This is a genomic window from Sporosarcina sp. PTS2304, from assembly GCF_003351785.1.
Lineage (GTDB): Bacteria > Bacillota > Bacilli > Bacillales_A > Planococcaceae > Sporosarcina.
Window position 1 is genome coordinate 2,909,691 of sequence record NZ_CP031230.1, and the last position, 24,739, is coordinate 2,934,429.

Genomic DNA, 24,739 nt, shown 5'->3' on the forward strand with positions numbered 1-24,739 from the left:
GAAAAAAACTGTCATTTCCGATATAGTCAATTATGAATTAAGGATGGAGGCTGGCAAATGACAAACACGTATGCTATCGTCCTAGCCGCAGGGCAAGGGACTCGGATGAAGTCTAATTTATATAAAGTTCTTCACCCAGTCTGCGGCAAACCGATGGTAGAGCATGTGATCGATCATATTCGTGATTTAGATGCTAGTCGCGTCGTCACTATTGTCGGTCATGGTGCAGAGATGGTTGAGAAAACATTAGGTCGCAAAAGCGAATATGCGTTGCAATCAGAACAACTGGGGACGGCGCATGCGGTGTTGCAGGCAGAAACTGTACTTGGCGATTTGGACGGTACTACATTAGTCGTTTGCGGTGATACCCCGTTGATCAGTAGTGAGACGATGAAAGCACTGCTTACACATCACCATGAAACCAAAGCAAAAGCTACAATACTTACTGCAATTGCAGATGATCCGACAGGGTATGGTCGAATCATTCGTGCAGAGAATGGTGACGTTATTAAAAACGTCGAACATAAAGATACAACTGACGAAGAACGTAGTGTGAAAGAGATTAACACAGGGACGTATTGCTTTGATAACCGTGTGCTGTTCGATACGTTAAAAAAAGTTAACAATGAAAATGCGCAAGGTGAATACTATCTGCCGGATGTATTAGGTATTTTAAAATCTGAAGGTGAACGTATTTCCGCCTATACGACTGTTAATTTCCACGAAACTCTCGGAGTGAACGACCGCGTGGCGTTAGCGCAGGCAGAGAAAAGTATGCGCCTTTTACTAGCTGAAAAACATATGCGTAACGGCGTAACTATTATTGCGCCAGAGCAAACAGTCATTAGTGCTGATGCAAAAATCGGTCGCGATACGATTCTGCAACCGGGTGTACTCATTGAAGGTGCAACGACGATCGGATCGAATTGTGTGATTGGTCCGAACAGTCATATTCAGAATAGCTCAATCGGTAACTATAGCACGATTCATTCATCAGTGGTGCGAGATAGCCAAGTTGGAAATGAGACAGCCGTTGGTCCATTTGCACACTTACGCCCCGACTCTCAATTAGGCAATCACGTCAAAGTCGGTAACTTTGTCGAAGTAAAGAAATCGCAGCTTGGCGATGACAGTAAAGTATCCCACCTAAGTTATATTGGCGATACGGAAATTGGTCAGAATGTGAATATTGGTTGCGGTACGATTACTGTCAACTATGACGGCAAAAATAAACATAAGACTGAAATTCAAGACAATGCTTTTGTTGGTTGCAATGCCAACTTAGTAGCGCCGGTGACAGTGGGGAAAAACGCGATTGTAGCGGCTGGATCCACTATTACAAAAAATGTGCCGGAAAATTCACTTGCAATTGCACGCGTTCGGCAAGAGAATAAAGAAGGATACGTAAAAAACTAATCTTACCCAACTAACAGGAGGGCCATCATGGCAAATCATTATCCAAACGAAAAACTGAAAATATTTTCTCTAACTGCAAACGAACCCCTTGCACAAGAAGTAGCAGATCACGTCGGGCTTCCGCTCGGCAAATGCTCAGTCAAACGTTTTAGTGACGGAGAAATCCAAATCAATATCGATGAAAGTATTCGTGGCTGTGAAGTATTTGTTATTCAATCCACTTCTAATCCGGTCAACGACAACTTGATGGAGCTTCTCATTATGCTAGATGCCTTGATGCGTGCTTCTGCGCGTACAATCAATGTGGTATTACCTTACTATGGCTATGCACGACAAGATCGTAAAGCGAGTTCACGTGAACCAATCACAGCTAAATTAGTGGCAAACTTACTAGAAACAGCAGGTGCGGATCGTGTGATTGCGGTAGATTTGCATGCGCCACAGATTCAAGGATTCTTTGATATTCCAATCGATCACTTGATTGCCGAGCCAATCTTGACTGAATACTTCCAAAGTGAAGGTTTAGTAGGGGATGATTTAGTCATCGTCTCACCTGATCATGGTGGCGTTACACGGGCTCGTAAAATGGCGGATCGTATGAAAGCACCGATTGCGATTATTGATAAACGTCGTCCACGTCCGAACGTAGCAGAAGTAATGAATATTGTTGGAAATGTAGAAGGTAAAACAGCAATTCTGATCGATGATATCATCGATACAGCAGGTACGATTACAATCGCTGCAAGCGCCTTGATTGAAAGTGGAGCAAAAGAAGTGTATGCTTGCTGTTCACATCCGGTATTATCTGGTCCTGCCATCGAGCGGATCAATAATTCTCAGATTAAGCAATTAGTCATCACGAATTCAATCGAATTACCGGACACGAAACAATCTCCAAAGATCAAACAACTATCGATTGCGCCGCTATTGGCATCAGCAATCATCCGTGTGTTTGAGAAGAAGTCTGTAAGTACATTATTTGAATGATGCAAAGATATGATTGATGACAAGTTACCTGATGTCGTCTGGTATTGAATGTTTCAAGAGGTAGAAAAAACTTTTTTAAAGGAAAGGTGACTATACAAATGAGCACAATGCAGTCGAACTTAAGAGAAACTAACAAAACAACATTAGCACAATTACGAAATGACGGATGGATTCCTTCCGTAGTCTATGGCTACAAAACAGAGAGTACACCAATTTCAGTAAAAGAGCGTGACTTAATCGATACGCTTCGTGAAACAGGAAGAAACGGTGTAATTAAGTTGAACGTAGACGGCAAAGATGTAAATGTCGTGTTGAGCGATTATCAATCAGATGTTTTAAAAGGCAATATTACACATGCTGATTTCTTGGCGATTAACATGACGGAAGAACTTGAAGTAGAAGTCGTCATTAATCTAGTCGGTCAATCACCAGGTGAAAAGGAAGGCGGAATCGTTCAACAACCAATTCGTGAAGTAACGATCCGAGTCAAGCCTTCAGATATTCCAGAGTCCATTGATTTGGATGTCTCAGAACTGCAGATCGGTGATACACTTCTTGTAAGTGATATTCGCACGAAGGCAGCTTATGAAATCTTGAATGATGATGAAGATACACTTGTACTTGTATCTGCTCCTCGTACAGAAGCAGAGATGGAAGCGTTGGATGAGACGGCTGACGGAGATGCAGAGCCTGAAGTGATCGGCGAAGACAAAGAAGCAGAATAAATAGGGAAATGGGCGCACGAGTTTGTAACGTGCGCTCCTTTTCTATGTATATATAGTTTGTTAAGAAAAGGAAGAGAAGAAATGAAATTACTGATCGGACTTGGCAATCCAGGAAAAGCTTATGAAAAAACACGTCATAATATCGGTTTTCAAGTAATTGACGAATTAGCTAAGCGCTGGCAGGCTCCAGCATTTCAAAAGAAATTTAATGGAGAATACACGACGGTTCATACAGCGGGTAGTAAAGTGATTTTAGTGAAACCGATGACGTATATGAACTTGTCTGGTGAATGTATACGCCCGTTAGCGGATTATTACGAAATTGACGACGATGAGTTAGTCGTTTTATATGATGATCTCGATTTACCTGCGGGAAAGATTCGACTTCGCCAAAAAGGCAGTGCGGGTGGCCACAATGGAATGAAGTCGCTGATTGCACATTTAGGAACGTCTGAGTTTAATCGAATCAGAATGGGAATTGATCGACCGACAGGCGGTATGAAAGTCGCTGACTACGTATTGTCCCCTTTTAGCAAAGAGGAGCAGTCATTGATTGAAGAAGCTGTACAAAAAAGTGCGGATGCCTGTGAAGAGTGGATAAAGAATCCCTCATTCCTTGAAGTGATGAATAAGTTTAACGGTTCGTAAGCATAATTTCGCGGTACTTTGCCTATACTTTCATAAAAGGAAGGTGAGGACGCGTGATCCGCTATTCTTGCAGTCACTGTGATTCGGAAATCGGTTCTATTCCATTAGACGCGGCAGAAGTTGTTATTCGTCAAATAAAAGCATTGGATGAAGGGGAAAATACATCTTTTCTAACGATTAATGAGCATGGAGCATATATACAATGTATTTGTGAGCATTGTGAACAATCATTGAAGACCTTCCCCGATTACTATACATTAAAGAAATGGTTACAATAGCAATAGATGCTTTGGTGCATATAGCCAAAGCTTTTTGTGCATATTAAATAAGTGGTAAATAAAATTGCTAGAGTGAGTAGCTACGCAATAATTGATATATAGAGAGGATTAGTCGATTGGGAGTAATAGAACAGCTATTTTTAGAAGAAAAAGAGATTCAAGACTTACTCAAAGGCTTAGAGGCTGGACAAGATCAACAGTTAATAACAGGTTTATCCGGCGGTTCTAAATCTATCTTCTTTAAAATAATTCAACAATCATTAACGCGTCCGGTGTTGATAATCTCACCAAATATGCTTCAAGCACAGCGTATGTATGAGGATTTGGTCAAGCAGGCGGGTGAGGAACAAGTTCATTTATACAATGCAGAAGAACTTGTAGCAGCAGACTTTTCGTTTGGCAGTTATGAATTACGGGCGGGACGAATTGAAACGTTGGATCATATGGCGCGCAAAGGCAGGGGAATTTATATTTCGCCGGTTGCTGGTCTAAGAAAGCTTTTACCGTCAAAAGAACGCTGGTTGACACATTATGTGACAGCAGAGACAGACGAAGAGATTGATATAGGAAGCTGGCTCGTGAAACTTGTCTCTATGGGCTATATGAGAAAGGACCTGGTGAGTGCACCGGGTGAATTTGCGTTGCGTGGCGGTATTTTAGATGTCTATCCTTTGACGATGCAAGAGCCCGTTCGTATTGAATTATTCGATACTACGATAGATTCGATTCGGACGTTTTCTGCGGAAGATCAACGTTCAACGGGAAAGCTGGAGTCGATTACACTGTTGCCGGCTACAGAGTTTATTTGGACGCCGGAAGAACTGCTGGATGTTTCCCGTAAAGTAGAGCAAGCACTCGGGGACAGTTTAACGAAAATAAAAAGTGAAGAATTACAACAACAATTATTGACAACGGTTATGCATGACATAGGTTTAATGCAGTCGGGTATTGTACCAGACACAATGAAGCAATACGCTTCGTTCTCTGCCCAAGCGAGTGCTACACTGATAGATTACTTTCCGGCAGAGGGAATTGTCATATTTGATGAGCTAGGACGAGTACAAGAATCTGTCACTGCACTAGAAACGGAAGAACAGGAATTTCATCTAGCTATGTTAGAAGACGGAAAAATGTTACACGATACGAAGCTTGCGTGGACATATCAAGAAGTACTGAGCAAAATCCATCAACAACGCATATATATATCATTATTTACACGAGCGATACCAGGATTTACGATTAAAAAGTCTATCGCGATTTCTTGCAAACCGATGCAACAGTTTCACGGGCAGATGCCTTTATTAAAAAATGAAATAGAGCGTTGGATGCAAGGTAACTATAATGTCTTCTTACTGGCAGCTTCTGCAGAACGCATAGCGGATATACAAGGAATTTTGCGAGAGTATGACATAGAAGCAGTTATCAACGGCAAACCTACTAAAGAAGGCATCCTATCCATCATAGAGGGTGATTTGTCTGTCGGATTTGAGTTGCCATTTCAAAAGCTGGCAGTTCTTACAGACACGGAGATGTTCACTGGAAAGCCAAAACGTAAAGCGCGTCCATCAAAGTTAACGAATGCGGAACGGATTAAAAGTTATTCAGAGATACAAATCGGTGATTATATTGTTCACGTCCATCACGGAATTGGACGCTATTATGGTGTAGTGACACTAGAAGTGGGCGGTATCCAAAAGGATTACTTGGATATTCGTTACCGCGGAGATGATAAGTTATTTGTACAAGCCGATCAAATTGATTTAATCCAAAAGTATGTGGCTTCTGGTGAAAAAGAGCCGAAATTGCATAAACTGGGCGGCACAGATTGGACAAAGACAAAGCGTAAAGTAACAGCGGCAATTCAAGACATTGCGGATGACTTAATCGAGCTGTATGCAAAGCGTGAAGCGGAAAAAGGATTTGCTTTTAGTGAAGATGATGATTTACAACGATCGTTCGAAAATGCTTTTCCATATGAAGAAACGGCAGACCAATTACAATCAATTGATGAAATAAAAAAGGATATGGAAAAAGAGCGTCCAATGGATCGTTTATTATGCGGCGATGTTGGTTATGGAAAAACGGAAGTGGCTATTCGCGCAGCATTTAAGGCTGTAACGAATGGCAAACAAGTAGCGTTTTTAGTACCGACAACGATTTTAGCTCAGCAACACTACGAAACAATGAAAGAACGTTTTGCGAACTATCCGGTAACCGTTTCGATACTTAATCGTTTCCGAACGAAGAAAGAGCAAGATGAGACGATTAAAGGGTTAAAGGCTGGAACTATTGATATTGTTATAGGGACTCATCGTCTGCTTTCAAAAGATGTTGTCTATCAAGACTTAGGCTTGTTAGTAGTGGATGAAGAGCAACGTTTTGGCGTGACGCACAAAGAAAAGTTAAAGCAGTTAAAAACAAATGTAGATGTTCTAACGTTAACGGCTACTCCTATTCCGCGTACACTGCATATGTCCATGGTAGGAGTTCGCGATTTATCTGTAATCGAAACACCTCCTGCGAATCGCTTTCCCGTTCAAACATATGTTATGGAGTATAATGGCGGGCTAGTACGAGAAGCTATTGAACGGGAGATGGGACGCGGCGGACAAGTATTTTATTTGTATAATCGGGTAGAAGATATGGATCGTAAAGTTGAAGAAATTCGGGAACTTGTACCTGAAGCGCGTATTGCCTCGGCACATGGCCGTATGGGGGAAGCTGCACTTGAGGCGGTCATTATGAGTTTTCTCGAAGGAGAATATGATGTATTAGTGACAACGACAATCATTGAGACAGGTATCGATATTCCAAATGTTAATACATTGATTGTTCATGATGCAGATCGTATGGGTCTGTCACAACTCTATCAATTGCGCGGCCGTGTTGGTCGTTCGAACCGTGTAGCGTATAGTTATATGTTGTATCAACGGGATAAAGTGTTAACTGAAGTGGCGGAAAACCGTCTACAAGCGATTAAAGAGTTTACTGAGCTCGGTTCAGGTTTTAAAATTGCGATGCGGGATTTATCAATTCGGGGGGCAGGAAACTTACTCGGCTCTCAGCAACATGGATTTATTGATTCTGTTGGATTCGATTTGTATTCCCAGTTATTGCAGGAAGCGATTGAAGAGCGTCAAACAGGTGTTACGAAAGAAGATAAAATAGATGTTGAAATATCGTTACCGATCAATGCTTATTTACCTGAAACATACATTCAAGACGGTTATCAAAAGATCCAGATGTACAAACGTGTAAAAGCGATTACGAGTGACGAGGATTATTTGGAGCTAGTAGATGAGATGATAGACCGTTTTGGTGATATGCCATTCGAAGCTGACTTACTATTGCGCGTCGGACGTATGAAAGCGTGGGGACGTATGGCGGGTGTGGAATCGATCAAAAAGATTCAAGACACGGTAGAAATCCGATTAACAGACGAAGGCACTGCGCGTGCAGACGGTGCAAAACTAATGGAGCATTCTTTGAAATTTGGTCATGCAGTTGGATTATCTCTTGAAAATGGGCAGATCATCGTAACTGTTAATGAAAAGAAGTCTAATAAGTTTACTGAATTCGACATGATTGAAGACATGGTTCATATAATGCAGGAAACTGCAAAAGAAGCACCGCCTGCTGTGTAAATCCTCAATTGCATAAAAAGACCAGTGATGATGCATACTATTCTCAGAAATACATTTCATTTCGAGAAAGTGAGGCATTATACATGAAGGCAACGGGTATTGTCCGCAGAATTGATGACTTAGGCAGAGTAGTCATTCCGAAAGAAATTAGGAGGACTCTTCGAATTCGTGAAGGAGACCCTTTAGAAATATTCACCGATCGAGAAGGGGAAGTCATACTAAAAAAGTATTCACCTATTTCAGAGCTTGGCGAATTTGCAGTGGAATATGCAGAGTCACTTTATGAAACACTTGGCACGCCTGCTTTGATCAGCGACCGTGATGAGATGTTGGCGGTAGCGGGACTGTCTAAAAAAGATTATATGAACCGCCAGCTCTCACCTGCATGTGAAGAGTTGGTAAGTGGTAGAACGGTGATCGTTGAAAAGCATGAAAAGTCTGTAGAGTGGATCCCTGGACAAGTGGAGCAGATTAAATCCTACTGTATTGCGCCGATTATCACAAATGGTGATGCGATTGGAGCAATCTATATATTGTCAAAGGTTCACTTTGTCGGTGAAGTGGAACAAAAGGCCGCTGAAACGGCTGCTGTATTTTTGGCAAAACAAATGGAAAGTTGATTAGCAAAATGCGTTATAAATGGTTGAGTTTGTACCTGTAGCGAGAGTCAACTGCTACAGGTTTTTTGTTTCCCAAAAAATATACATCTATTTCTATTTGGATAATTTCATTAATAATATACGATCCACTAATTTTACACTCTTATTACAAACCTGTTGATTATTCAAAGAAAGGAATAGGCTTTTGTAAATGAGGTGCTTTTGACGAGTAATTGTAGAGGTAGTGTACGTGTGAGGATCCTCCCTACAGAACCGGACGCTTTCCTGAGGGGGCGCGGCGGACTCGCCAGAAGTTCTTTGGCGATTACGCCTGTCGTCCTGATCCTCCAGGAGTCGCCGGTTCTTCCGGAAGAATCCTTGAGGTTGTGTCGGGAAGTCAGTCTGTGTTCGTCCAAAAATAAAGTATGGTAAGTTACTTCTCCTGTACAGTGCCTCTTTCAACCTTTAAAACGATTACATAGTATCAAACAAGTCCAAGTAGTTTTCACTACCTACAAAGAGCTATCAAACCGTCTTACCCACACTAAATAAGGCTTCTTCGAGTGAAGCGCAGCGAGAAGGAGCACATCTTTGCACTGACATAATCTGCAACGCTCTTTTGCGAGATCCGCTGCGTCTCCTCCGAAAAGCGTATCGTCGCGCAAGCTGCAAGACTCTTGAAGTCAGCGTCACTCCATTCGCTCGCCATAGTCACTGTATCTTACTATCCAAAGTCGCCGGCCTATTTCTATCGTCAAACTCACTTTTAAATAAATCAATGGATAAAATATACATATAATTCCATTTGATTTGATTTCGTAACACTTTAAAATCCGTTATTTTCCATTAAAAAACACTGCTATTTTAAACTTTTATTATAATTTTTTAAATAAAATTCACTTCAAATTTTTACTAATTATATAAATGAGAAAGATTTAACATACTATTTTTGTGACAAATTTCACAATCGAAAATCCTTTAGTGAAGCCTTTCACATGGTGTTATTGTGAATTAATTCACAAGCGAATAAAGTAAAGTGAAATGTTTCACATACAACGAAAGTAAGCAAAAGTCAAAACTTTTTTAAAAAATTTTTTATCGTTCAGAAAACCCTTGACAAAGGCATTGTAAACGCTTTCGTTTTTTCAATTTTTGGAGTTGAAAGAATATTCTCCTTGTATTTACTTTACGTTTGCGCTTATAATCATCACCAATACGAATTACTAACTAACGAACAGGATAGGGAGAGAGATAAATTATGAACAGACGATACAAATCATCTTTACACATGCATCAAATTCACAACGGGAAAATGGAGACTATTTCAAAAGTGCCTTTAGAGAATAAAGAGGATTTGAGTTTAGCCTATTCACCAGGAGTGGCTGAACCATGTATTGAAATTGCTCATGATCCATCTCTTGCATACGAGTATACAATTAAAGGAAACTTAGTAGCAGTAGTAACAGATGGAACGGCTGTACTTGGACTTGGAGACATTGGTCCTGAAGCTGCATTGCCAGTAATGGAAGGTAAAGCTTTATTGCTGAAACAATTTGCTGGAATTGATTCATTCCCTATTTGTTTAGATACGAAAGATACAGACGAAATTGTGCAGATTGTCAAAGCAATCAGTCCAACTTTCGGTGCAATTAACTTAGAAGATATTTCCGCACCACGTTGTTTTGAAATTGAACAACGTTTGCGTGAAGAATGTAATATTCCGATTTTCCATGATGATCAACACGGAACAGCGATTGTTGTAGGAGCAGGTTTGATTAATGCATTGAAATTAGTGGGCAAAGAACGTAGCCAAGTGAAAATTGTCTTGAATGGGGCGGGAGCTGCGGGAGTTGCGATTACGAAACTTCTGTTAAATATGGGCTTCGAAAATGTAATTATGTGTGATTCGAAAGGAATTATTTTCGAAGGCCGTGATTACTCGATGAATAGCGTGAAGCACGAGATGTCACGTATTACGAACCGTGAGAAAATCGAAGGTTCATTAGCAGACGCTATGAAGGGTGCGGACATTTTCGTTGGTGTTTCTGTTGCCAACTTGCTGACAAAAGAATTGATTGCTTCTATGAACGAAGATCCAATCGTCTTTGGACTAGCCAATCCGCTACCAGAGTTGAAGCCTGAATTGGCAGAAGAGTACGGTGTGCGTGTCATTGCGACAGGACGCTCTGATTATCCTAACCAAGTCAATAACGTCTTGGCTTTCCCTGGTATTTTCCGTGGAGCACTAGACGTACGAGCAACAGAGATCAATGAAGAAATGAAGCTAGCTGCAACGTACGCGATTGCCGACTTGATTAAAGAAGAAGACTTACGAGACGATTATATCATTCCAGATCCATTTGATGACCGTGTGCCTTCGATCGTAGCCCATGCTGTTGCGAAAGCAGCTATGCGCACAGGAGTATCTGTTTCAAAAGAATTGATTTTACCGGGTAGATAATTCTTATATAAGCCAGTCGCTCCTGAAATATAGGAGTGGCTGGTTTTTTTTATGTCGTCATGCGCACACACGTGGTCTTTCAAACGGACGTATAGTAGAAGTAAAACTAGAGGCGAGGGGGAGTGTAATGACTTGGCTGCTTATTTTAGGCTTTGCTATTTCTTCTAGCATTGATAACTTTGGAGTAGGATTATCTTACGGCGTCCAAAAAGTTCGTGTTCCGATTGTCTCCAATCTATTGATCGCGGTCATTTGTTTTATCTTTAGTATCGTAGGGATTATATCAGGTGTGTGGATCGCAGAATTATTGCCGGGAAGCTGGCCGGATATTGTAGCATTTGCTGTTTTGAGTCTCATAGGTATACGAATAATGATGATTGCATTTAGACAGCAAAATAGATCCCGTTCAAGTGTACTTAGCGAACCGGAGAAGATGGATTTCGATAAATCTTCGCATATTAGTTTAGGAGAAGCATTACTGTTAGGCGTAGCTTTATCAGCAAATGCGCTGACTAATGGAGTCGGTGCAGGATTACTGGAACTATCTGCAGTGGCGATTGCGTTTTCGGCCGCGGTCGGTAGCTATGTAACGTTATGGGCAGGTGTTGAATTAGGTAATAGGCTGTCGAATTTTCATATTGGGAAAATGACTGTCGGGCAATTTGGAACGTTTATGAGTGGAATCATTATTTTATTGATTGCCATAACGCGTCTATTCTAGTAAATGTTATACTAGAAATCATTATGTTATGAAAGAGGCGCGTATATGGCGTTTACCAAGTGGGATATGAAATCATTTATGAAAGGTGCATCCATTTTGACGATTGCGGCTATCGTTGTCAAAGTTTTGAGTGCTGTGTATCGTGTACCTTTTCAGAACTTAGTAGGGGATAAAGGGTTTTACATTTATCAACAAGTGTATCCTTTCATTGGCATATTTATCGTTTGGACATCATCGGGGTTCGCTGTAGCTGTTTCGAAAATGCTTGCTGAAAGTAAGAGTGCAGGGGAGTCGCGGGGGATTTTACGTGTATCAATCGCCTATCTACTGTTGTTATCGCTAGGTATTTTTGTTTTATTGCGTGCTGGATCATCGTTTTTCGCAGATGTCATGGGAGATCGGGAGCTGGCACCCGTGTTGCATACAGGTGCGTATATCGTTTTAGTTCTGCCGTTTTTAGCTGTATTAAAAGGAGCTTTTCAATCTGAAGGGCAAATGATTCCTGTAGCTATTTCCAATATTTCTGAACAGTTGTTTCGTGTGCTCATTGTATTGACGGGCACATGGTTTGCGGTCAAGGCGGGGACTTCCCTTTATAAAATAGGAGAGATCACGATGTGGGCGGCTGTTGCTGGAGAAGCAGTCGGCGTACTTATTTTAACTTGGTTCTTTTTGCAGTACGAACGAGTTGAGCGTGCGAAAATCCAGGTCTGGCAAGTTGTAAAAGAGTTGACGAAGATCAGCGTGAGCGTCAGCGCCAGTTCGTTAATTTTACTAATCTTTCAATTAGTCGATTCATTTACGATTTACAATACATTGATCCAGTCGGGGATGACTAGTGAGCACGCGATGCAAATGAAAGGTGTCTATGACCGGGGACAACCGCTGGTGCAAATGGGGGTTTTGTTAGCATCGACATTAGCATTGGCTTTGGTTCCGTTAATCGCACACCATGCTACTAAGTCAAATGGGAAAGGGGCATTACCTTTTATCAGCTTAACTTTCCGAACCTCCATTTTATTCGGCTGGGCAGCTACGGTAGGTCTCATTCTCGTATTACCTTATGTAAATGAAATGCTCTTCGAAACACGGACAGGCTCTGTTGCACTTATGATCTTTTCTATACAAATTTTTTGGCTGTCTATTATTTTGCCGTTAACCGCTATTCTTCAAGGGAGTAATAAAATACGAGGTCCATTACTTCTTCTAATGCTTGGCGTATTGATCAAAGTGGCCCTGACATCTACTTTAGTCAAACAGTATGGCGTGACGGGTGCGGCCATAGCAGGTGCTCTAGCTTTTGCGGTCGTCTCATTGCTATTGATTTTGTACTTCAAACGCTTTTGGAAAACACCATTGGCCCCTAGTCGCTTTTACAACGTCTTATTGTTTGCGGGAAGTGCTATGGCGGCAGTGCTGATCCCATGGATGATAGTGGCAGATCACTGGGTATTTGCAAGTTTCTCTCCTCGTTTACGTGCAACAGCTATAGCAATGACTGCAGTCACTATAGGGGCAATCATATTTCTTTTCGTCGTCTTGAAATCACGTATAATGAAGGAACGAGAGTGGTACTTATTGCCGTTCGGAAAACGTTTGGCAATTGTCCAACTATGGCTAACTAAAAATAGAAGGTGAATTATGTGAGAAAAATCACTGTCATTGGATTAGGCGCAGGCGACTTACAACAGTTGCCGCTAGGTGTATACAGATTATTGAAGCAAGCTGAATGTCTTGTCATCCGTACAGAAGAGCATCCAGTTGTACCTGAATTGCGCGCGGAGGGAATCCAAATGGATAGCTTTGACGTACTATACGAAGCAAATGATGCGTTTGAGGATGTCTACAAAGGCATAGTAGAGAAGTTGCTTGAAATGAGCACAGAACAACACGTTACATATGCTGTGCCGGGACATCCGCTAGTAGCTGAACGAACAGTCCAGCTGTTGATTGAAAAAGAACGGGCAGGAGAAATTGAATTGCACTTGGCAGGCGGCAGCAGTTTCTTGGATCCAATATTCACTGCATTGCGCATAGATCCAATCGAGGGATTCCAGCTGCTCGATGGAACGGACGTAAAGCGTGACGATATTCGAATGGATCAGCATGTGTTGATCGGACAAGTCTATGACGCATTCGTGGCTTCTGACGTGAAGCTAACATTGATGGAGAAATATCCTGACGAGCATGAGGTGACGATTGTGACAGCCGCTGGTTCTGCTGAAGAAAAGTTAACGAGTGTGGCACTTTTTGAACTGGATCGCATTGTATCATTAAACAATCTAACGACCATTTACGTACCACCTTTGGCGAAACGGAACCAGCGCTTGAAAGAATGGAGTTCATTCCGTGAAATCATAGCTACTTTACGTGCACCGGATGGTTGCCCATGGGATCGTGAGCAGACACATGAGACGCTGAAGCGTTATGTAATCGAAGAAGCATTTGAATTAGTTCAGGCAATTGATGAAGAAGACGATGAAGCGATTATTGAAGAGCTCGGAGATGTTTTATTACAAGTCTTTTTGCATGCACAAATTGGTGAAGACAATGGCTACTTCTCAATAGAAGACGTGCTTGAAACAGTGAGCGAGAAAATGATCCGCCGCCATCCGCACGTCTTCGGTAAGACGACAGCCGATACAACGATGGAAGTACTGACAAATTGGCAAGCGATAAAAGATGCAGAAAAGCCAAAGCGAGACTCATTGCTCGAAGGTCAGGAACGCTATGCTTCATCTTTACTAACATCGTACAATTATCAGAAGACAGCAGCCAAGGTTGGATTTGACTGGCCTACCATTGAAGGGGCGTTCGAAAAGTTTCAAGAAGAATGGCTTGAATTTCAAGAGGAAGTCCGCCACGGTGGAACCACTAGTCAACTGGATGAATTAGGCGACGTTCTATTCACCATTGTCAACATTGCCAGGTTTTTGAAAATTTCACCGGAAGAAGCGATGTGGCATACAAATGAAAAGTTTAAGTCACGTTTTACGTATGTAGAACAATGCGTAAAGCAAGGAACTGGAGATTTTTCAAGCTATAGTTTAGAACAACTTGAACAATTCTGGCAGCAAGCCAAACGAGAGGAAGAATCTAATGAGACTAGATAAATTTTTGAAAGTGTCGCGGCTGATCAAGCGCCGTACATTAGCCAAGCAAGTAGCAGATCAAGGGCGAATCACTATAAATGGAAAGATAGCGAAAGCTTCGTCTGACGTGAAACCAACGGACGAACTAGCTATTCGTTTTGGTCAAAAAATCGTTACAGCGAAAGTTAATGAACTAAAAGCTTCTACAAAAAAAGAAGATGCCGCTGCGATGTATACGATCCTAAGTGAAGAACGCCTTGAAAAAGTAGAACCTGAATTTATGGACGATGAAGACTAATATCCTCGTCCTTTGAATTCCAATCATCCGGAAACCGTAATTCATCTGTCGGTATCTCTACTAGCCAACAGATGACTGGGTGAAGGGCTATGACGGAAAATCAGACAGTACTGAATTTCTGTTATAGCCCTCTTCTGATTTCGTTCCTGTTACTCTTTATTGCTTGTCATGTTTGCCCAAGTCCGTGCATAAGATATGGGGAACGCACTAGAGAAGGGGGACGCATATGCAAATGCAAACTGAAAATTCAACGTACACTATCCCATCAGGAGATCATGTAGTCACGATGCGCAATCGCAAAAGAATGGATCTTACTTCCGTAAAAACGATTGACCGTTTCGATCAAGAAGAATTTCTAGTCAGAACATCTCAAGGAATTCTACAAATTCGTGGGGAGGAATTGCGTATTGTTCATTTAGATGTGGACAAGGGCTTGCTGACATTAGAAGGCTCTGTCCAAACGCTACAATACGATGAAGAAGAGTCCGGTTCACGCAATTTTCTCCATAAATTATTCGGATGAGCCTATCCGTCCAGTTCTTCAGTTTACTTGCGATGATCGGGACAGGCATTTTTGCTGGAGTGATTATGGATATTTTCGGAACGGTTGTCGCTGCGTGCGATAAGCGTTCTGTTATCCGGCGCCGAGCTTTCTGGTTTGAGTTAGGCGTTTGGATTCTTTTGGGGATAAGTGCATTTTGGATACTAATACTAGTACGCGGTGGGGCCTGGAGAATGTATGACCCCGTCGCACAAATTAGTGGGATGTTATTGTACGTCGCTATATTTCATTATCCATTCCGCATGATTGGTAGAGTGGTGCTGATAGTAGTGATCCGTCCCATTTGGTATATCATACTTCTAGTTTTGTTAGTGATTCGAAGAATGATTCGAGTCATTGTCTATATTTTGTCACTTATTCTAGCGCCATTCGTCTTATTCTATAAGAATAGTCGTAAATTCCTTCAAAACAAATACAGACTACTATATAATAAAGAACAATAGTAGAAACAAGTCAGAAAGGTGTGTGCGCCATGAAAAAAACACAGAAGCAGTCAACAGAGAAAGTTACAGCAATCGATAATGACTATGTGCGCTCCATGCAGAAAAAAGAATATTTAAAAAAGGCGCAAAAAATACGTTTGCGAAATCGCCTGGCAGTGTTCGCTGTAATCGTCTGTATTGTAGCCGGAAGTTTATTCAATATGAATGAAGGTCAGAAAGAATTATTGGCTGTGAAAGAGCAAGAAAAATTGGAAGCAATGGCTACACTAAAGGATTTGCAAGCACAACAAGAACAGTTAAATATGCAATTGACTATGTTGGATGATGATGAATATATTGCAAAATTAGCGCGTAAAGAATATTTCCTTTCTGAATCCAACGAGATCATTTTTTCTATTCCTGACAAGAAAAAAGAGTCAGAAAAAGAGATGAGAAAAGAGTAGTCATGTTGACACTCTTTTTTTGTTGGCTATAATATAAGTAGGAGCTTGTAAAATACAGGCACTGCCAATATGGTTGATAGGCTTACGAGCCGCTTAAAACTTAAGGAGGAGCATTTTTTTTATGTCAATTGAAGTAGGCAGCAAGTTAGAGGGTAAAGTAACCGGGATCACAAATTTTGGGGCATTTGTTGAATTGCCAAGCGGATCCACAGGATTAGTCCATATTAGTGAAGTAGCTGACAATTACGTCAAAGATATAAATGACCATTTAAAAGTTGGCGATATGGTTGAAGTAAAAGTTATGAATGTGGGATCTGACGGTAAAATCGGTCTTTCCATCCGTAAGGCAAAGCCAGAGTCAGAACGTCCGCAACGTCCACAGCGTCCGCAAAGACCTCGTCCAGGCAGCAAGCCGAGCTTTGAACGTCCAGAGAATTTCGAGCAAAAAATGGCGAAATTCATGAAAGACAGCGAAGAACGTTTAACTACTTTAAAGAGAGCAACGGAGTCTAAACGTGGCGGCCGTGGCGCTAGAAGAGGATAACTTGCTGACTGTTTCAACTGTCTTAAGTTAGTAAAGCGTATGATCAACAGTTGTTGATCATACGCTTTTTTTATAGGCAAAACAAAAAACTCCTTCGCCTGAGCGGAGGAGTTTTATTATATAGCGGCGGAGGGAGTCGAACCCACGACCTTACGGGTATGAACCGGACGCTCTAGCCAGCTGAGCTACGCCGCCATGAATACTAGCTGTGCGGTGAAACAAGAACTTTTCAAACGCAACGTCTTCTATCATACAAGGGAAATCAGAAAGTGTCAACTATCTTTTGTAAAAAGAAAAAACATACGGAATACGTCGAAATGTTTTAAGGGTAGCCTGTCACAAACAGACAAAATTTCTTCAGACCCCCATGTATAGTTGCTAGTAAGAGAACATAGGGGGTATGGGAAATGAAGATGATTGATAATATCGAAAGACCATTTGGCCAACAAATCAGAGAACCATGGCAGTGGCTGATCAACCGTAAAGTCTATATATTGACAGCAATTCTTTTCTTAGTCGGATCGTTCTTTCTATCGCAAGCAGTAGTATTCGACATGGCAGTTCCGTTCTTTTTACCGATTTGGGCATTAGCAAGTATGAGGTATCGTCAACATATGATTTATGTTTTTATAGGTGGAATGATAGGAAGTTCTTTTTTAGGGATGGGACAAGCAGTGATCCATCTGACGCAATTATTGCTATTTCACACAGCCATTAAAATACCCGTGATGAAAAAGTCTATTCCAGTCGCTGTGGCAGCCAGTATGATTTTACCGCAAATCGTATGGCAACTAATACAATATAGTGAAAGGTTACCTGTGGCTGTCCAATTATCCATTGGACTTGAAGCACTGCTCGCACTTTTCATGACAATCTTCATGTTATTGGCGTTTCCTTCTATAGATAGGCTATTATATGGTCCGTGGAATCCAGAGCAAGTTAGCGCAATGTGTATAGTAGGAGCGCTGGCCACGACAGGAATGGGAGGAGTACAAATTGGCTATGTATCCGTGGCGGGCGTATTTCTTTTTCTTGCGATCTACGTAGCCGCCATGGTAGGGGGTGTGCCGTTTGCTACGACAGTCGGCATGATCATCGCGCTTATTATAGGTGTGTCGGATTTAGCGTTTACCGGCATGATGGCTTTATACGGAATTACTGGACTGATGGCAGGAGGTCTGAAACGGTTCGGAAAGGTTGGCGTTATTACGGGAAGTGTGTTCGTGTCAGTTTTCTTCTTGCTGTATGATGCTACGCTTCCACTAGATACTGTTCACTTTTCTACTATAGGGATCGCATCGTTATTGTTTTTGTTTATTCCGACACAAAAGATGAATCGTATTCGTCAAGTGTTGTTGCCTAAACAGGAAGGGATTTCTGAAAAAAGACAGCAATGGTTGGCTGATAAACTGGATGGACAATTAGAGGAGTTTCAGCAGTTTGCCCATTTTATGTCGACATTAGTGAGTAATCGTCTGACACCGGAGGATGAGGCTGCAGCCACTGTTGAGGTGCCGTCTATTTGCCAATCTTGTTTCCGTTATAGGAAGTGCTGGGAAAGCGAAGAAGACGGAATTGGAGAGTTAATCGGGGAATGGGAGTCTACGTATTCAGCGACAAAAAAAGCTGCACGTGTGCGAGTAGAAGAGAGGATGAAGTTTAAGTGTCTGCGGTTTAAAGGTCTTATTAATGAGTTGGAGGAACATGGAACGAATCGTCTACTTATGGGACAACTCCAGCACGGTCGAAAAATGTTGGCGCTACAACTGCGAGATATGAGTATGCATATTGAAAAAGTGATGCGAGAGGTGAAAGAAGATTTAACGACGTATAAAATGGCCGAGGAAGAATTGGCTAATCGGCTACAAGTCCAAGGAGTAGAGTTTTTTCAAATTGACATATTATCAGAAGAGCGTGGATCTTGTAGGGTAGTAGTCTCGGTTCCAGAGAAAAAGGCGGACTTCGAAGCAGAAACGACAGTCGGAGAGTATTTAATCGTACCTGTATTGGAACAAATGTATGAAGAACCTATTTATATATCGAAGTCTACCTACCAGCCGTTCCCGTTCCCGCATGTGCAGTTAACATTCAGTTCAGCTGTTCGTTTCTCATTGGATTATGATATTGTGACAACGACGGGAAGAGGTGCATTCCAAGGCGGAGATGCGTATGAAGTGTTCAAAATTCATGATGGATTATCAGCTGTTTTACTTTCGGACGGAATGGGGCAAGATATTAACGCCTACCATGAAAGCCGAAAAGTAATCCGACTGATGCGCGAGTGTTTAGGTCAGAAGATGGATCCAGAAACAGCGATTCATACTTTACATTATATGATGGCCTTGAATGGATTAGACGATATGTATGCAACATTGGATTTAGCCTTGATCGATCTTCAAGACGGTCGGCTGTGGTCTTGGAAAGCAGGTTCGATGAGTACGTATATAAAAAGGGGAGATGAATGTATACGTCTAGACAGTAAAACCGTTCCATTTGGATTTTTGCCATCCTTTTCAATAGAAGCAAAGAACGAACAATTAAAATCAGGCGATATTATAGTCATGATGACAGATGGTATATTTAACGGGGAATTACAATTGGAAGTACAAGAAGATGTCATGCATCAAACGATTGACCGATTTAAAGAAATGGATTGCCACACGATTGCCGATCAGGTCATGATGGAAATGGAACGTGTATTTGAAACAGTAGATGATGATCGAACGGTATTGGTGATGAAAGTGGATCATATCGTTCCTAAATGGTCAAAGACAAATAAGAAGTCTAAAGTCAGTTCTAGTTAAAAGAGTGGTAGAATTAGGGGAGGAGGGAGATGGATCATGAAACGTTTGCAACAAGAAGTTTTGAAGTTTATCGAAAGGTACCGATTGATCCCTCCCAGCTCCCGTGTGTTAGTAGCATGTTCGGGTGGGGTCGATTCCATATCGCTACTTCACTTTTTAGCCAATCACCGCCAGTTGTTGGATATAGAAGTAGGTGCGGTGCATATAGATCACATGCTTAGAGGGCAGGAATCAGCAGAAGATGCTTATGTAGTAAAAGAACTTTGTAATAAATTCCGATTACCTTTTTACTCGGAAGCTGTTCCTATTCCGACCATTTTGGAACGCAGTGGCGGTAATGTGCAACTGTTGTGCCGAGAAGAACGTTACGATTGTTTTAAGAGAATTATGCAAGCGGATAAATATACAGTTCTTGCGACGGGGCATCATGCAGAAGATCAATTAGAGACCATACTCATTCAATTAAGTAAGAGCCAATCACTAAACGGCATGCCGCTGCAGCGCGCTTTGTCTATTGGGAATGTTGTTCGCCCCTTCCTTCCTTTAAAGAAGAGCGAGCTGTACGCATATGCTGATTATTATACATTGAAGTTTCGAGAAGATCCCAGCAATGAACGGGATGACTATTTACGCAATCGTATGCGCCATCAAGTAGTTCCTCTGTTGACAGCGGAAAATCCTTCGATCGCCAGCAGTACTGTTAGACAAACTGTACAGCGCCAAGCAGATGAGGAATTTTTAAGGCAATTGGCAACAGAACATTGGCAACAGATTGTAACTTATACTAAAGAACAGCTTCCTTCTTTTGATCGGGAGGCGTTTCTTGCTATACCCAAAGCTTTACAAAAGCGTGTGATTCAACTACTATTAAGTTGTCTTCCAAGCCCTGAGATTGAGAAAGTTGAGCAACGTTCCACAGTAGTGGATGAACTGTTACAACATATTGAAAATCCAGCAGGGAATGTAACGGTTGACGTGGCAAATGGCTATCAGTTTGTTAGGGAATATGATAAACTGCTAATTACGAAAAAGGATATGAATACGAAAGCCCTCAGTCCACTCATTCTTGAAAAAGGAATGTGGCATACGTGGGGGAGTATTCAATTTTATTGGCAACAAGCTGATGCAGATGTAATCGAAACCTTCTACCCTTCGCATGACATCAAATACTTTCAATTACCAGCTGACGAACTGCCATTGTCTGTGAGATTATGGCAACCCGGTGATCGTATCCAGTTAAAAGGCATGTCTCAAGCCAAGCGCGTATCGCGGGTATTAATTGATGAAAAAGTAGGAATGTCGCAAAGAAAGCAGCAAGCAGTTATTACAACGGCAAGCGGTGTCGTATGTGCGGTGCCAGGTGTGCGGTATGGCGAGATGTTTTCCTATCACCGGTCAGAAGGCGAGTCATACATATGGATTACGCGTGAAAAAGATAGATAAATTGGAGGGGGCGAGCCGATGATCGCACAAGACATTGAGCAAGTTTTAATTACAGAAGAGGAACTTCAAGAAAAAGTTCTAGAGCTCGGAGCGACACTGACAGAAGAGTATCGCGAGAAATTTCCTTTAGCGGTAGGGGTGTTAAAAGGCGCTTTACCGTTCATGAGTGATTTGATCAAACGAATCGATACATATATTGAGCTCGATTTCATGGATGTATCAAGTTATGGTAATGCAACTGTCTCTTCAGGTGAAGTTAAAATTGTTAAAGATCTAAATACGAGTGTAGAAGGCCGCGATGTATTAATAATTGAAGATATTATTGACAGCGGAAAAACATTAAACTACTTAGTGGAACTATTTAAGTATCGAAAAGCGAACTCCATTAAAATTGTCACACTTCTTGACAAGCCGACTGGACGCAAAGTGGATTTGAAAGCAGATTACGTAGGATTTGACGTGCCAGACGCATTTGTTGTAGGCTACGGACTCGACTATGCTGAAAAATATCGTAACTTACCTTATATCGGCGTACTTAAAAAAGAAATTTACTCTTTTTAACGCTTTCTGGCTGAGCAGATAAAAATCAGTCTGAAGGCTTTTTTCCCTAAGGCATTTTCTTTGTAGAGTTGTGTTAATCTATGTTAAAATTTACAATAGTTTTCTATATAATTGCTGTTGAATGAGATGAGGAGGCTTGGGATGAATCGAATACTTCGATACTTTCTTTTATATGGATTGATTTTCCTTGCAATAATGGGGATTTTCAGTTCGCTAAATAATCCAAATCCGAAGATGAAACCTATTCGGTATGATGAATTCGTCACAGCCTTAGAGACTGGAAAAGTTGAAAATGTTACTTTTCAACCTCTACAGCTTGTGTATGAAGTAAAAGGTGAAATGCAAGGTTACAAAAAAGGTGAAACATTCGTAACGAACATTCCGATGAATGACATGGACAATATCGGTGAAATTGTCAAAACAACAAAGACTGAAATTGAAATCTTACCTCCGAAAGAAACAAGTGCGTGGGTATCCTTCTTTACAGGACTTGTACCGTTCATTATCATTATTATCCTTTTCTTCTTCTTACTGAACCAATCACAAGGCGGCGGTGGCGGCCGAGTGATGAACTTCGGAAAGAGCAAGGCGAAATTACAAACGGATGATCGAAAGAAAGTACGTTTTAATGATGTTGCAGGGGCAGATGAAGAAAAGGCTGAGCTGGAAGAGGTCGTGGACTTCTTGAAAGATGCCAGCAAATTTGTAGAACTTGGCGCACGAATTCCAAAAGGGATCTTGCTAGTTGGACCACCAGGTACTGGTAAAACGTTGCTTGCACGTGCAGTTGCAGGTGAAGCAGGCGTACCATTCTTCTCGATTTCGGGTTCTGACTTTGTCGAGATGTTCGTAGGTGTCGGTGCTTCTCGTGTACGTGATTTGTTCGAGAATGCTAAGAAAAACGCACCATGTATTATCTTTATCGATGAAATTGACGCGGTTGGACGTCAGCGTGGGGCTGGTTTAGGTGGAGGTCACGATGAGCGTGAACAAACATTGAATCAGTTACTAGTAGAAATGGATGGATTTGAAGGAAACGAAGGAATTATTATCGTTGCCGCTACAAACCGCCCAGACATACTAGACCCAGCACTTCTTCGTCCAGGACGTTTTGACCGTCAAATTACGGTTGGTCGTCCAGATGTAAAAGGAAGAGAAGCTGTGTTGAAAGTACATGCGCGTAATAAGCCGCTAGATGATTCGGTCGATATGACAGCTCTTGCTCAACGGACACCTGGATTCTCCGGTGCGGATCTTGAGAACTTATTGAACGAAGCAGCACTAGTAGCCGCTAGACGCAGTAAAAAGAAAATCGACATGGCTGATATCGATGAAGCAACAGATCGCGTTATTGCGGGACCTGCTAAAACATCGCGTGTCATATCGAAAAAAGAACGAAATATCGTTGCCTTCCACGAAGCGGGTCACGTAGTCGTTGGATTGATGCTTGATGATGCGGAAATCGTTCATAAAGTAACGATCGTACCACGTGGGCAAGCAGGCGGTTATGCCGTTATGCTACCAAAAGAAGATCGCTACTTCATGACGAAGCCGGAACTCCTAGACAAAATTGCGGGTCTATTAGGTGGACGTGTAGCGGAAGAAGTAGTGCTTGGTGAAGTGTCAACAGGTGCTCACAATGACTTCCAGCGTGCTACTGGAATCGCACGTTCTATGGTAACTGAATATGGAATGAGTGATAAGCTTGGACCGATGCAGTTTGGTCAGTCTCAAGGTGGTCAAGTATTCCTAGGTCGCGACTTTAATTCGGAGCAGAACTATTCTGAGTCGATTGCATACGAAATCGATCAGGAAATGCAGCGAATTATAAAAGAACAATATGACCGGACAAAACAGATTTTGACAGAGCAAAGAGATTTATTAGATTTAATCGCAACGACTTTATTAGAAGTGGAAACACTTGATGCGGAACAGATCAATCACTTGAAAGATCACGGTGTCCTACCAGATCGTCCTTATGAAAATTTGGATAATATTGTGGATGAAACGAAAGAGGAAACTCCGGCAGTGACTGAAACAACACAGAATACCACTCCAGACATTACGGGTGCACCAAATGATCCGTCGATAGGAGACTTACCAAGTGAACGTGGCACGGGAGATAAAACACTCCCGTCCATCGATGAAGAACGCAGAGACTAAGTGTGCAAACAGCCGACTGTATATGACAGTCGGCTGTTTTTGTTCATAGCGCAAATCAACGGCATGTTGGAACTGAATTATGGTATGATGTGTGGGAAAAAGTCTGAAGCAAGAGGGGAAAATAATTATGCTGTTAGTATTAGATACAGGGAATACCAATATTGTATTAGGCGTATATGAAGGGGACAAATTAACTTATCATTGGCGAATGGAAACGTATCGTCATAAAACAGAAGATGAATACGCTATGCAAGTAAAAGCGATGTTTCAACATGTAGGTCTTTCATTCGATGATATTACAGGAATCATCATTTCTTCAGTCGTTCCGCCGGTCATGTTCCCTTTGGAGCAAATGTGTAAAAAATACTTCAATCAGAAACCTATGATCGTGGGACCTGGCGTGAAAACAGGATTGAATATTAAGTATGAAAATCCTCGTGAAGTCGGCGCTGATAGAATAGTTAACGCAGTAGCAGCTATTCGCGAGTATGGCAGCCCGCTGATCATTGTAGATTTCGGAACAGCAACGACATATTGCTACGTCAATGAACATGGTGAATATATGGGAGGCGCCATTGCTCCGGGTATTAATATTTCCATGGAAGCATTATTTGACCGTGCGTCAAAATTGCCGAGAGTCCAACTTACACGCCCTGATCATGTAGTAGGTAAAAATACAGTAGCAGCTATGCAGTCAGGTATAGTGTTCGGCTATGTAGGACAGGTTGAAGGTATCGTCAACCGTATGAAGGTAGATGCTGCAGTTGAGCCGACCGTTATCGCAACAGGCGGCTTAGCGGAATTAATATCTTCTGAAACCAATGTGATTGATATCGTGGATAACTACTTGACGCTAAAAGGATTACATTTAATATACGAAAGAAATCAATAAGAGGAGTGAATAAAG

The 24,739-nt window shown here is 41.7% G+C and carries 21 protein-coding genes and 1 tRNA gene; 21 read left to right on the forward strand and 1 reads right to left on the reverse strand.

What is annotated here, in order from left to right:
* Window positions 1-57: 57 nt before the first annotated feature.
* The 16 genes from glmU (at window position 58) to DV702_RS14040 (ending at window position 16,861) form a co-directional block, all read left to right on the forward strand.
* The gene (gene glmU, locus DV702_RS13965; RefSeq protein ID WP_114925302.1) at window positions 58-1,416 is read left to right on the forward strand and encodes a bifunctional UDP-N-acetylglucosamine diphosphorylase/glucosamine-1-phosphate N-acetyltransferase GlmU; all 1,359 of its coding nucleotides are present in this window, start codon (window positions 58-60) and stop codon (window positions 1,414-1,416) included.
* A 27-nt stretch (window positions 1,417-1,443) separates the two neighbouring features.
* On the forward strand, window positions 1,444-2,403 hold the full coding sequence (locus DV702_RS13970; RefSeq protein WP_114925303.1) for a ribose-phosphate diphosphokinase: 960 nt from the start codon (window positions 1,444-1,446) through the stop codon (window positions 2,401-2,403).
* A gap of 98 nt (window positions 2,404-2,501) precedes the next feature.
* A complete protein-coding gene (locus tag DV702_RS13975; RefSeq protein WP_205407185.1) occupies window positions 2,502-3,128 on the forward strand; it encodes a 50S ribosomal protein L25/general stress protein Ctc in 627 nt (208 codons plus the stop codon).
* Window positions 3,129-3,209: 81 nt separating this feature from the next.
* Entirely contained in the window at window positions 3,210-3,776 is a 567-nt protein-coding gene (gene pth / locus DV702_RS13980; RefSeq protein WP_114925305.1) for an aminoacyl-tRNA hydrolase, read from the forward strand.
* A gap of 53 nt (window positions 3,777-3,829) precedes the next feature.
* Window positions 3,830-4,054 carry an anti-sigma-F factor Fin gene (locus tag DV702_RS13985; RefSeq protein WP_114925306.1) on the forward strand — a complete coding sequence of 75 codons (225 nt, stop codon included), beginning with the start codon at window positions 3,830-3,832 and terminating at the stop codon, window positions 4,052-4,054.
* A gap of 116 nt (window positions 4,055-4,170) precedes the next feature.
* On the forward strand, window positions 4,171-7,698 hold the full coding sequence (gene mfd, locus DV702_RS13990) for a transcription-repair coupling factor (protein WP_114925307.1): 3,528 nt from the start codon (window positions 4,171-4,173) through the stop codon (window positions 7,696-7,698).
* 83 nt (window positions 7,699-7,781) lie between these two features.
* Window positions 7,782-8,318, forward strand: coding sequence for a stage V sporulation protein T (gene spoVT, locus DV702_RS13995; protein ID WP_114925308.1), 537 nt, complete (start codon window positions 7,782-7,784; stop codon window positions 8,316-8,318).
* 1,237 nt (window positions 8,319-9,555) lie between these two features.
* Window positions 9,556-10,758, forward strand: coding sequence for an NAD(P)-dependent malic enzyme (locus tag DV702_RS14000; RefSeq protein WP_114925309.1), 1,203 nt, complete (start codon window positions 9,556-9,558; stop codon window positions 10,756-10,758).
* Between the two features lie 127 nt (window positions 10,759-10,885).
* Window positions 10,886-11,479, forward strand: coding sequence for a sporulation membrane protein YtaF (gene ytaF, locus DV702_RS14005; RefSeq protein ID WP_114925310.1), 594 nt, complete (start codon window positions 10,886-10,888; stop codon window positions 11,477-11,479).
* 45 nt (window positions 11,480-11,524) lie between these two features.
* A complete protein-coding gene (locus DV702_RS14010) occupies window positions 11,525-13,117 on the forward strand; it encodes a putative polysaccharide biosynthesis protein (protein WP_114925311.1) in 1,593 nt (530 codons plus the stop codon).
* 5 nt (window positions 13,118-13,122) lie between these two features.
* Window positions 13,123-14,592 (forward strand): bifunctional methyltransferase/pyrophosphohydrolase YabN, encoded by a 1,470-nt coding sequence (gene mazG / locus DV702_RS14015; RefSeq protein WP_114925312.1) that lies wholly within the window; start codon window positions 13,123-13,125, stop codon window positions 14,590-14,592.
* Window positions 14,579-14,869, forward strand: a complete 291-nt coding sequence (locus DV702_RS14020) for an RNA-binding S4 domain-containing protein (protein ID WP_114925313.1) — start codon at window positions 14,579-14,581, stop codon at window positions 14,867-14,869. The genes mazG and DV702_RS14020 overlap by 14 nt, the downstream gene beginning before the upstream one ends.
* A gap of 226 nt (window positions 14,870-15,095) precedes the next feature.
* Window positions 15,096-15,392, forward strand: a complete 297-nt coding sequence (gene yabP, locus DV702_RS14025; RefSeq protein WP_114925314.1) for a sporulation protein YabP — start codon at window positions 15,096-15,098, stop codon at window positions 15,390-15,392.
* Window positions 15,389-15,874, forward strand: a complete 486-nt coding sequence (gene yabQ / locus DV702_RS14030; protein ID WP_114925315.1) for a spore cortex biosynthesis protein YabQ — start codon at window positions 15,389-15,391, stop codon at window positions 15,872-15,874. The genes yabP and yabQ overlap by 4 nt, the downstream gene beginning before the upstream one ends.
* A gap of 29 nt (window positions 15,875-15,903) precedes the next feature.
* Window positions 15,904-16,317 (forward strand): FtsB family cell division protein, encoded by a 414-nt coding sequence (locus DV702_RS14035; protein WP_114925316.1) that lies wholly within the window; start codon window positions 15,904-15,906, stop codon window positions 16,315-16,317.
* 121 nt (window positions 16,318-16,438) lie between these two features.
* Entirely contained in the window at window positions 16,439-16,861 is a 423-nt protein-coding gene (locus DV702_RS14040) for a S1 domain-containing RNA-binding protein (protein WP_099689034.1), read from the forward strand.
* Window positions 16,862-16,982: 121 nt separating this feature from the next.
* Here DV702_RS14040 and DV702_RS14045 read toward each other — a convergent pair.
* Window positions 16,983-17,056: transfer RNA gene (locus tag DV702_RS14045), tRNA-Met, on the reverse strand.
* Window positions 17,057-17,268: 212 nt separating this feature from the next.
* On the opposite strand from DV702_RS14045, the gene DV702_RS14050 reads away from it, so the two are divergent.
* The 5 genes from DV702_RS14050 to DV702_RS14070 all read left to right on the forward strand — a co-directional run bounded on the left by DV702_RS14050 (window position 17,269) and on the right by DV702_RS14070 (window position 24,724).
* Entirely contained in the window at window positions 17,269-19,665 is a 2,397-nt protein-coding gene (locus DV702_RS14050) for a SpoIIE family protein phosphatase (protein WP_114925317.1), read from the forward strand.
* Between the two features lie 36 nt (window positions 19,666-19,701).
* Window positions 19,702-21,108, forward strand: coding sequence for a tRNA lysidine(34) synthetase TilS (tilS, locus tag DV702_RS14055; protein WP_114925318.1), 1,407 nt, complete (start codon window positions 19,702-19,704; stop codon window positions 21,106-21,108).
* A gap of 18 nt (window positions 21,109-21,126) precedes the next feature.
* The gene (gene hpt, locus DV702_RS14060; protein ID WP_099689037.1) at window positions 21,127-21,669 is read left to right on the forward strand and encodes a hypoxanthine phosphoribosyltransferase; all 543 of its coding nucleotides are present in this window, start codon (window positions 21,127-21,129) and stop codon (window positions 21,667-21,669) included.
* Between the two features lie 141 nt (window positions 21,670-21,810).
* Complete coding sequence (gene ftsH, locus DV702_RS14065) at window positions 21,811-23,832, forward strand: ATP-dependent zinc metalloprotease FtsH (protein ID WP_114925319.1); 2,022 nt, start codon at window positions 21,811-21,813, stop codon at window positions 23,830-23,832.
* 127 nt (window positions 23,833-23,959) lie between these two features.
* The gene (locus DV702_RS14070; protein ID WP_205407186.1) at window positions 23,960-24,724 is read left to right on the forward strand and encodes a type III pantothenate kinase; all 765 of its coding nucleotides are present in this window, start codon (window positions 23,960-23,962) and stop codon (window positions 24,722-24,724) included.
* Window positions 24,725-24,739: the final 15 nt, after the last annotated feature.

Coding starts and splice junctions, on each gene's coding strand:
- ytaF (WP_114925310.1), top strand. CDS start 10,886: ATGACTTGGCTGCTTATTTTAGGCTTTGCTATTTCTTCTAGCATTGAT.
- DV702_RS14050 (WP_114925317.1), top strand. CDS start 17,269: ATGAAGATGATTGATAATATCGAAAGACCATTTGGCCAACAAATCAGA.
- glmU (WP_114925302.1), top strand. CDS start 58: ATGACAAACACGTATGCTATCGTCCTAGCCGCAGGGCAAGGGACTCGG.
- DV702_RS14020 (WP_114925313.1), top strand. CDS start 14,579: ATGAGACTAGATAAATTTTTGAAAGTGTCGCGGCTGATCAAGCGCCGT.
- ftsH (WP_114925319.1), top strand. CDS start 21,811: ATGAATCGAATACTTCGATACTTTCTTTTATATGGATTGATTTTCCTT.
- yabP (WP_114925314.1), top strand. CDS start 15,096: ATGCAAATGCAAACTGAAAATTCAACGTACACTATCCCATCAGGAGAT.
- tilS (WP_114925318.1), top strand. CDS start 19,702: ATGAAACGTTTGCAACAAGAAGTTTTGAAGTTTATCGAAAGGTACCGA.
- hpt (WP_099689037.1), top strand. CDS start 21,127: ATGATCGCACAAGACATTGAGCAAGTTTTAATTACAGAAGAGGAACTT.
- DV702_RS14040 (WP_099689034.1), top strand. CDS start 16,439: ATGTCAATTGAAGTAGGCAGCAAGTTAGAGGGTAAAGTAACCGGGATC.
- pth (WP_114925305.1), top strand. CDS start 3,210: ATGAAATTACTGATCGGACTTGGCAATCCAGGAAAAGCTTATGAAAAA.
- DV702_RS14070 (WP_205407186.1), top strand. CDS start 23,960: ATGCTGTTAGTATTAGATACAGGGAATACCAATATTGTATTAGGCGTA.
- DV702_RS14035 (WP_114925316.1), top strand. CDS start 15,904: ATGAAAAAAACACAGAAGCAGTCAACAGAGAAAGTTACAGCAATCGAT.
- spoVT (WP_114925308.1), top strand. CDS start 7,782: ATGAAGGCAACGGGTATTGTCCGCAGAATTGATGACTTAGGCAGAGTA.
- DV702_RS13970 (WP_114925303.1), top strand. CDS start 1,444: ATGGCAAATCATTATCCAAACGAAAAACTGAAAATATTTTCTCTAACT.
- DV702_RS14000 (WP_114925309.1), top strand. CDS start 9,556: ATGAACAGACGATACAAATCATCTTTACACATGCATCAAATTCACAAC.
- DV702_RS13975 (WP_205407185.1), top strand. CDS start 2,502: ATGAGCACAATGCAGTCGAACTTAAGAGAAACTAACAAAACAACATTA.
- DV702_RS14010 (WP_114925311.1), top strand. CDS start 11,525: ATGGCGTTTACCAAGTGGGATATGAAATCATTTATGAAAGGTGCATCC.
- yabQ (WP_114925315.1), top strand. CDS start 15,389: ATGAGCCTATCCGTCCAGTTCTTCAGTTTACTTGCGATGATCGGGACA.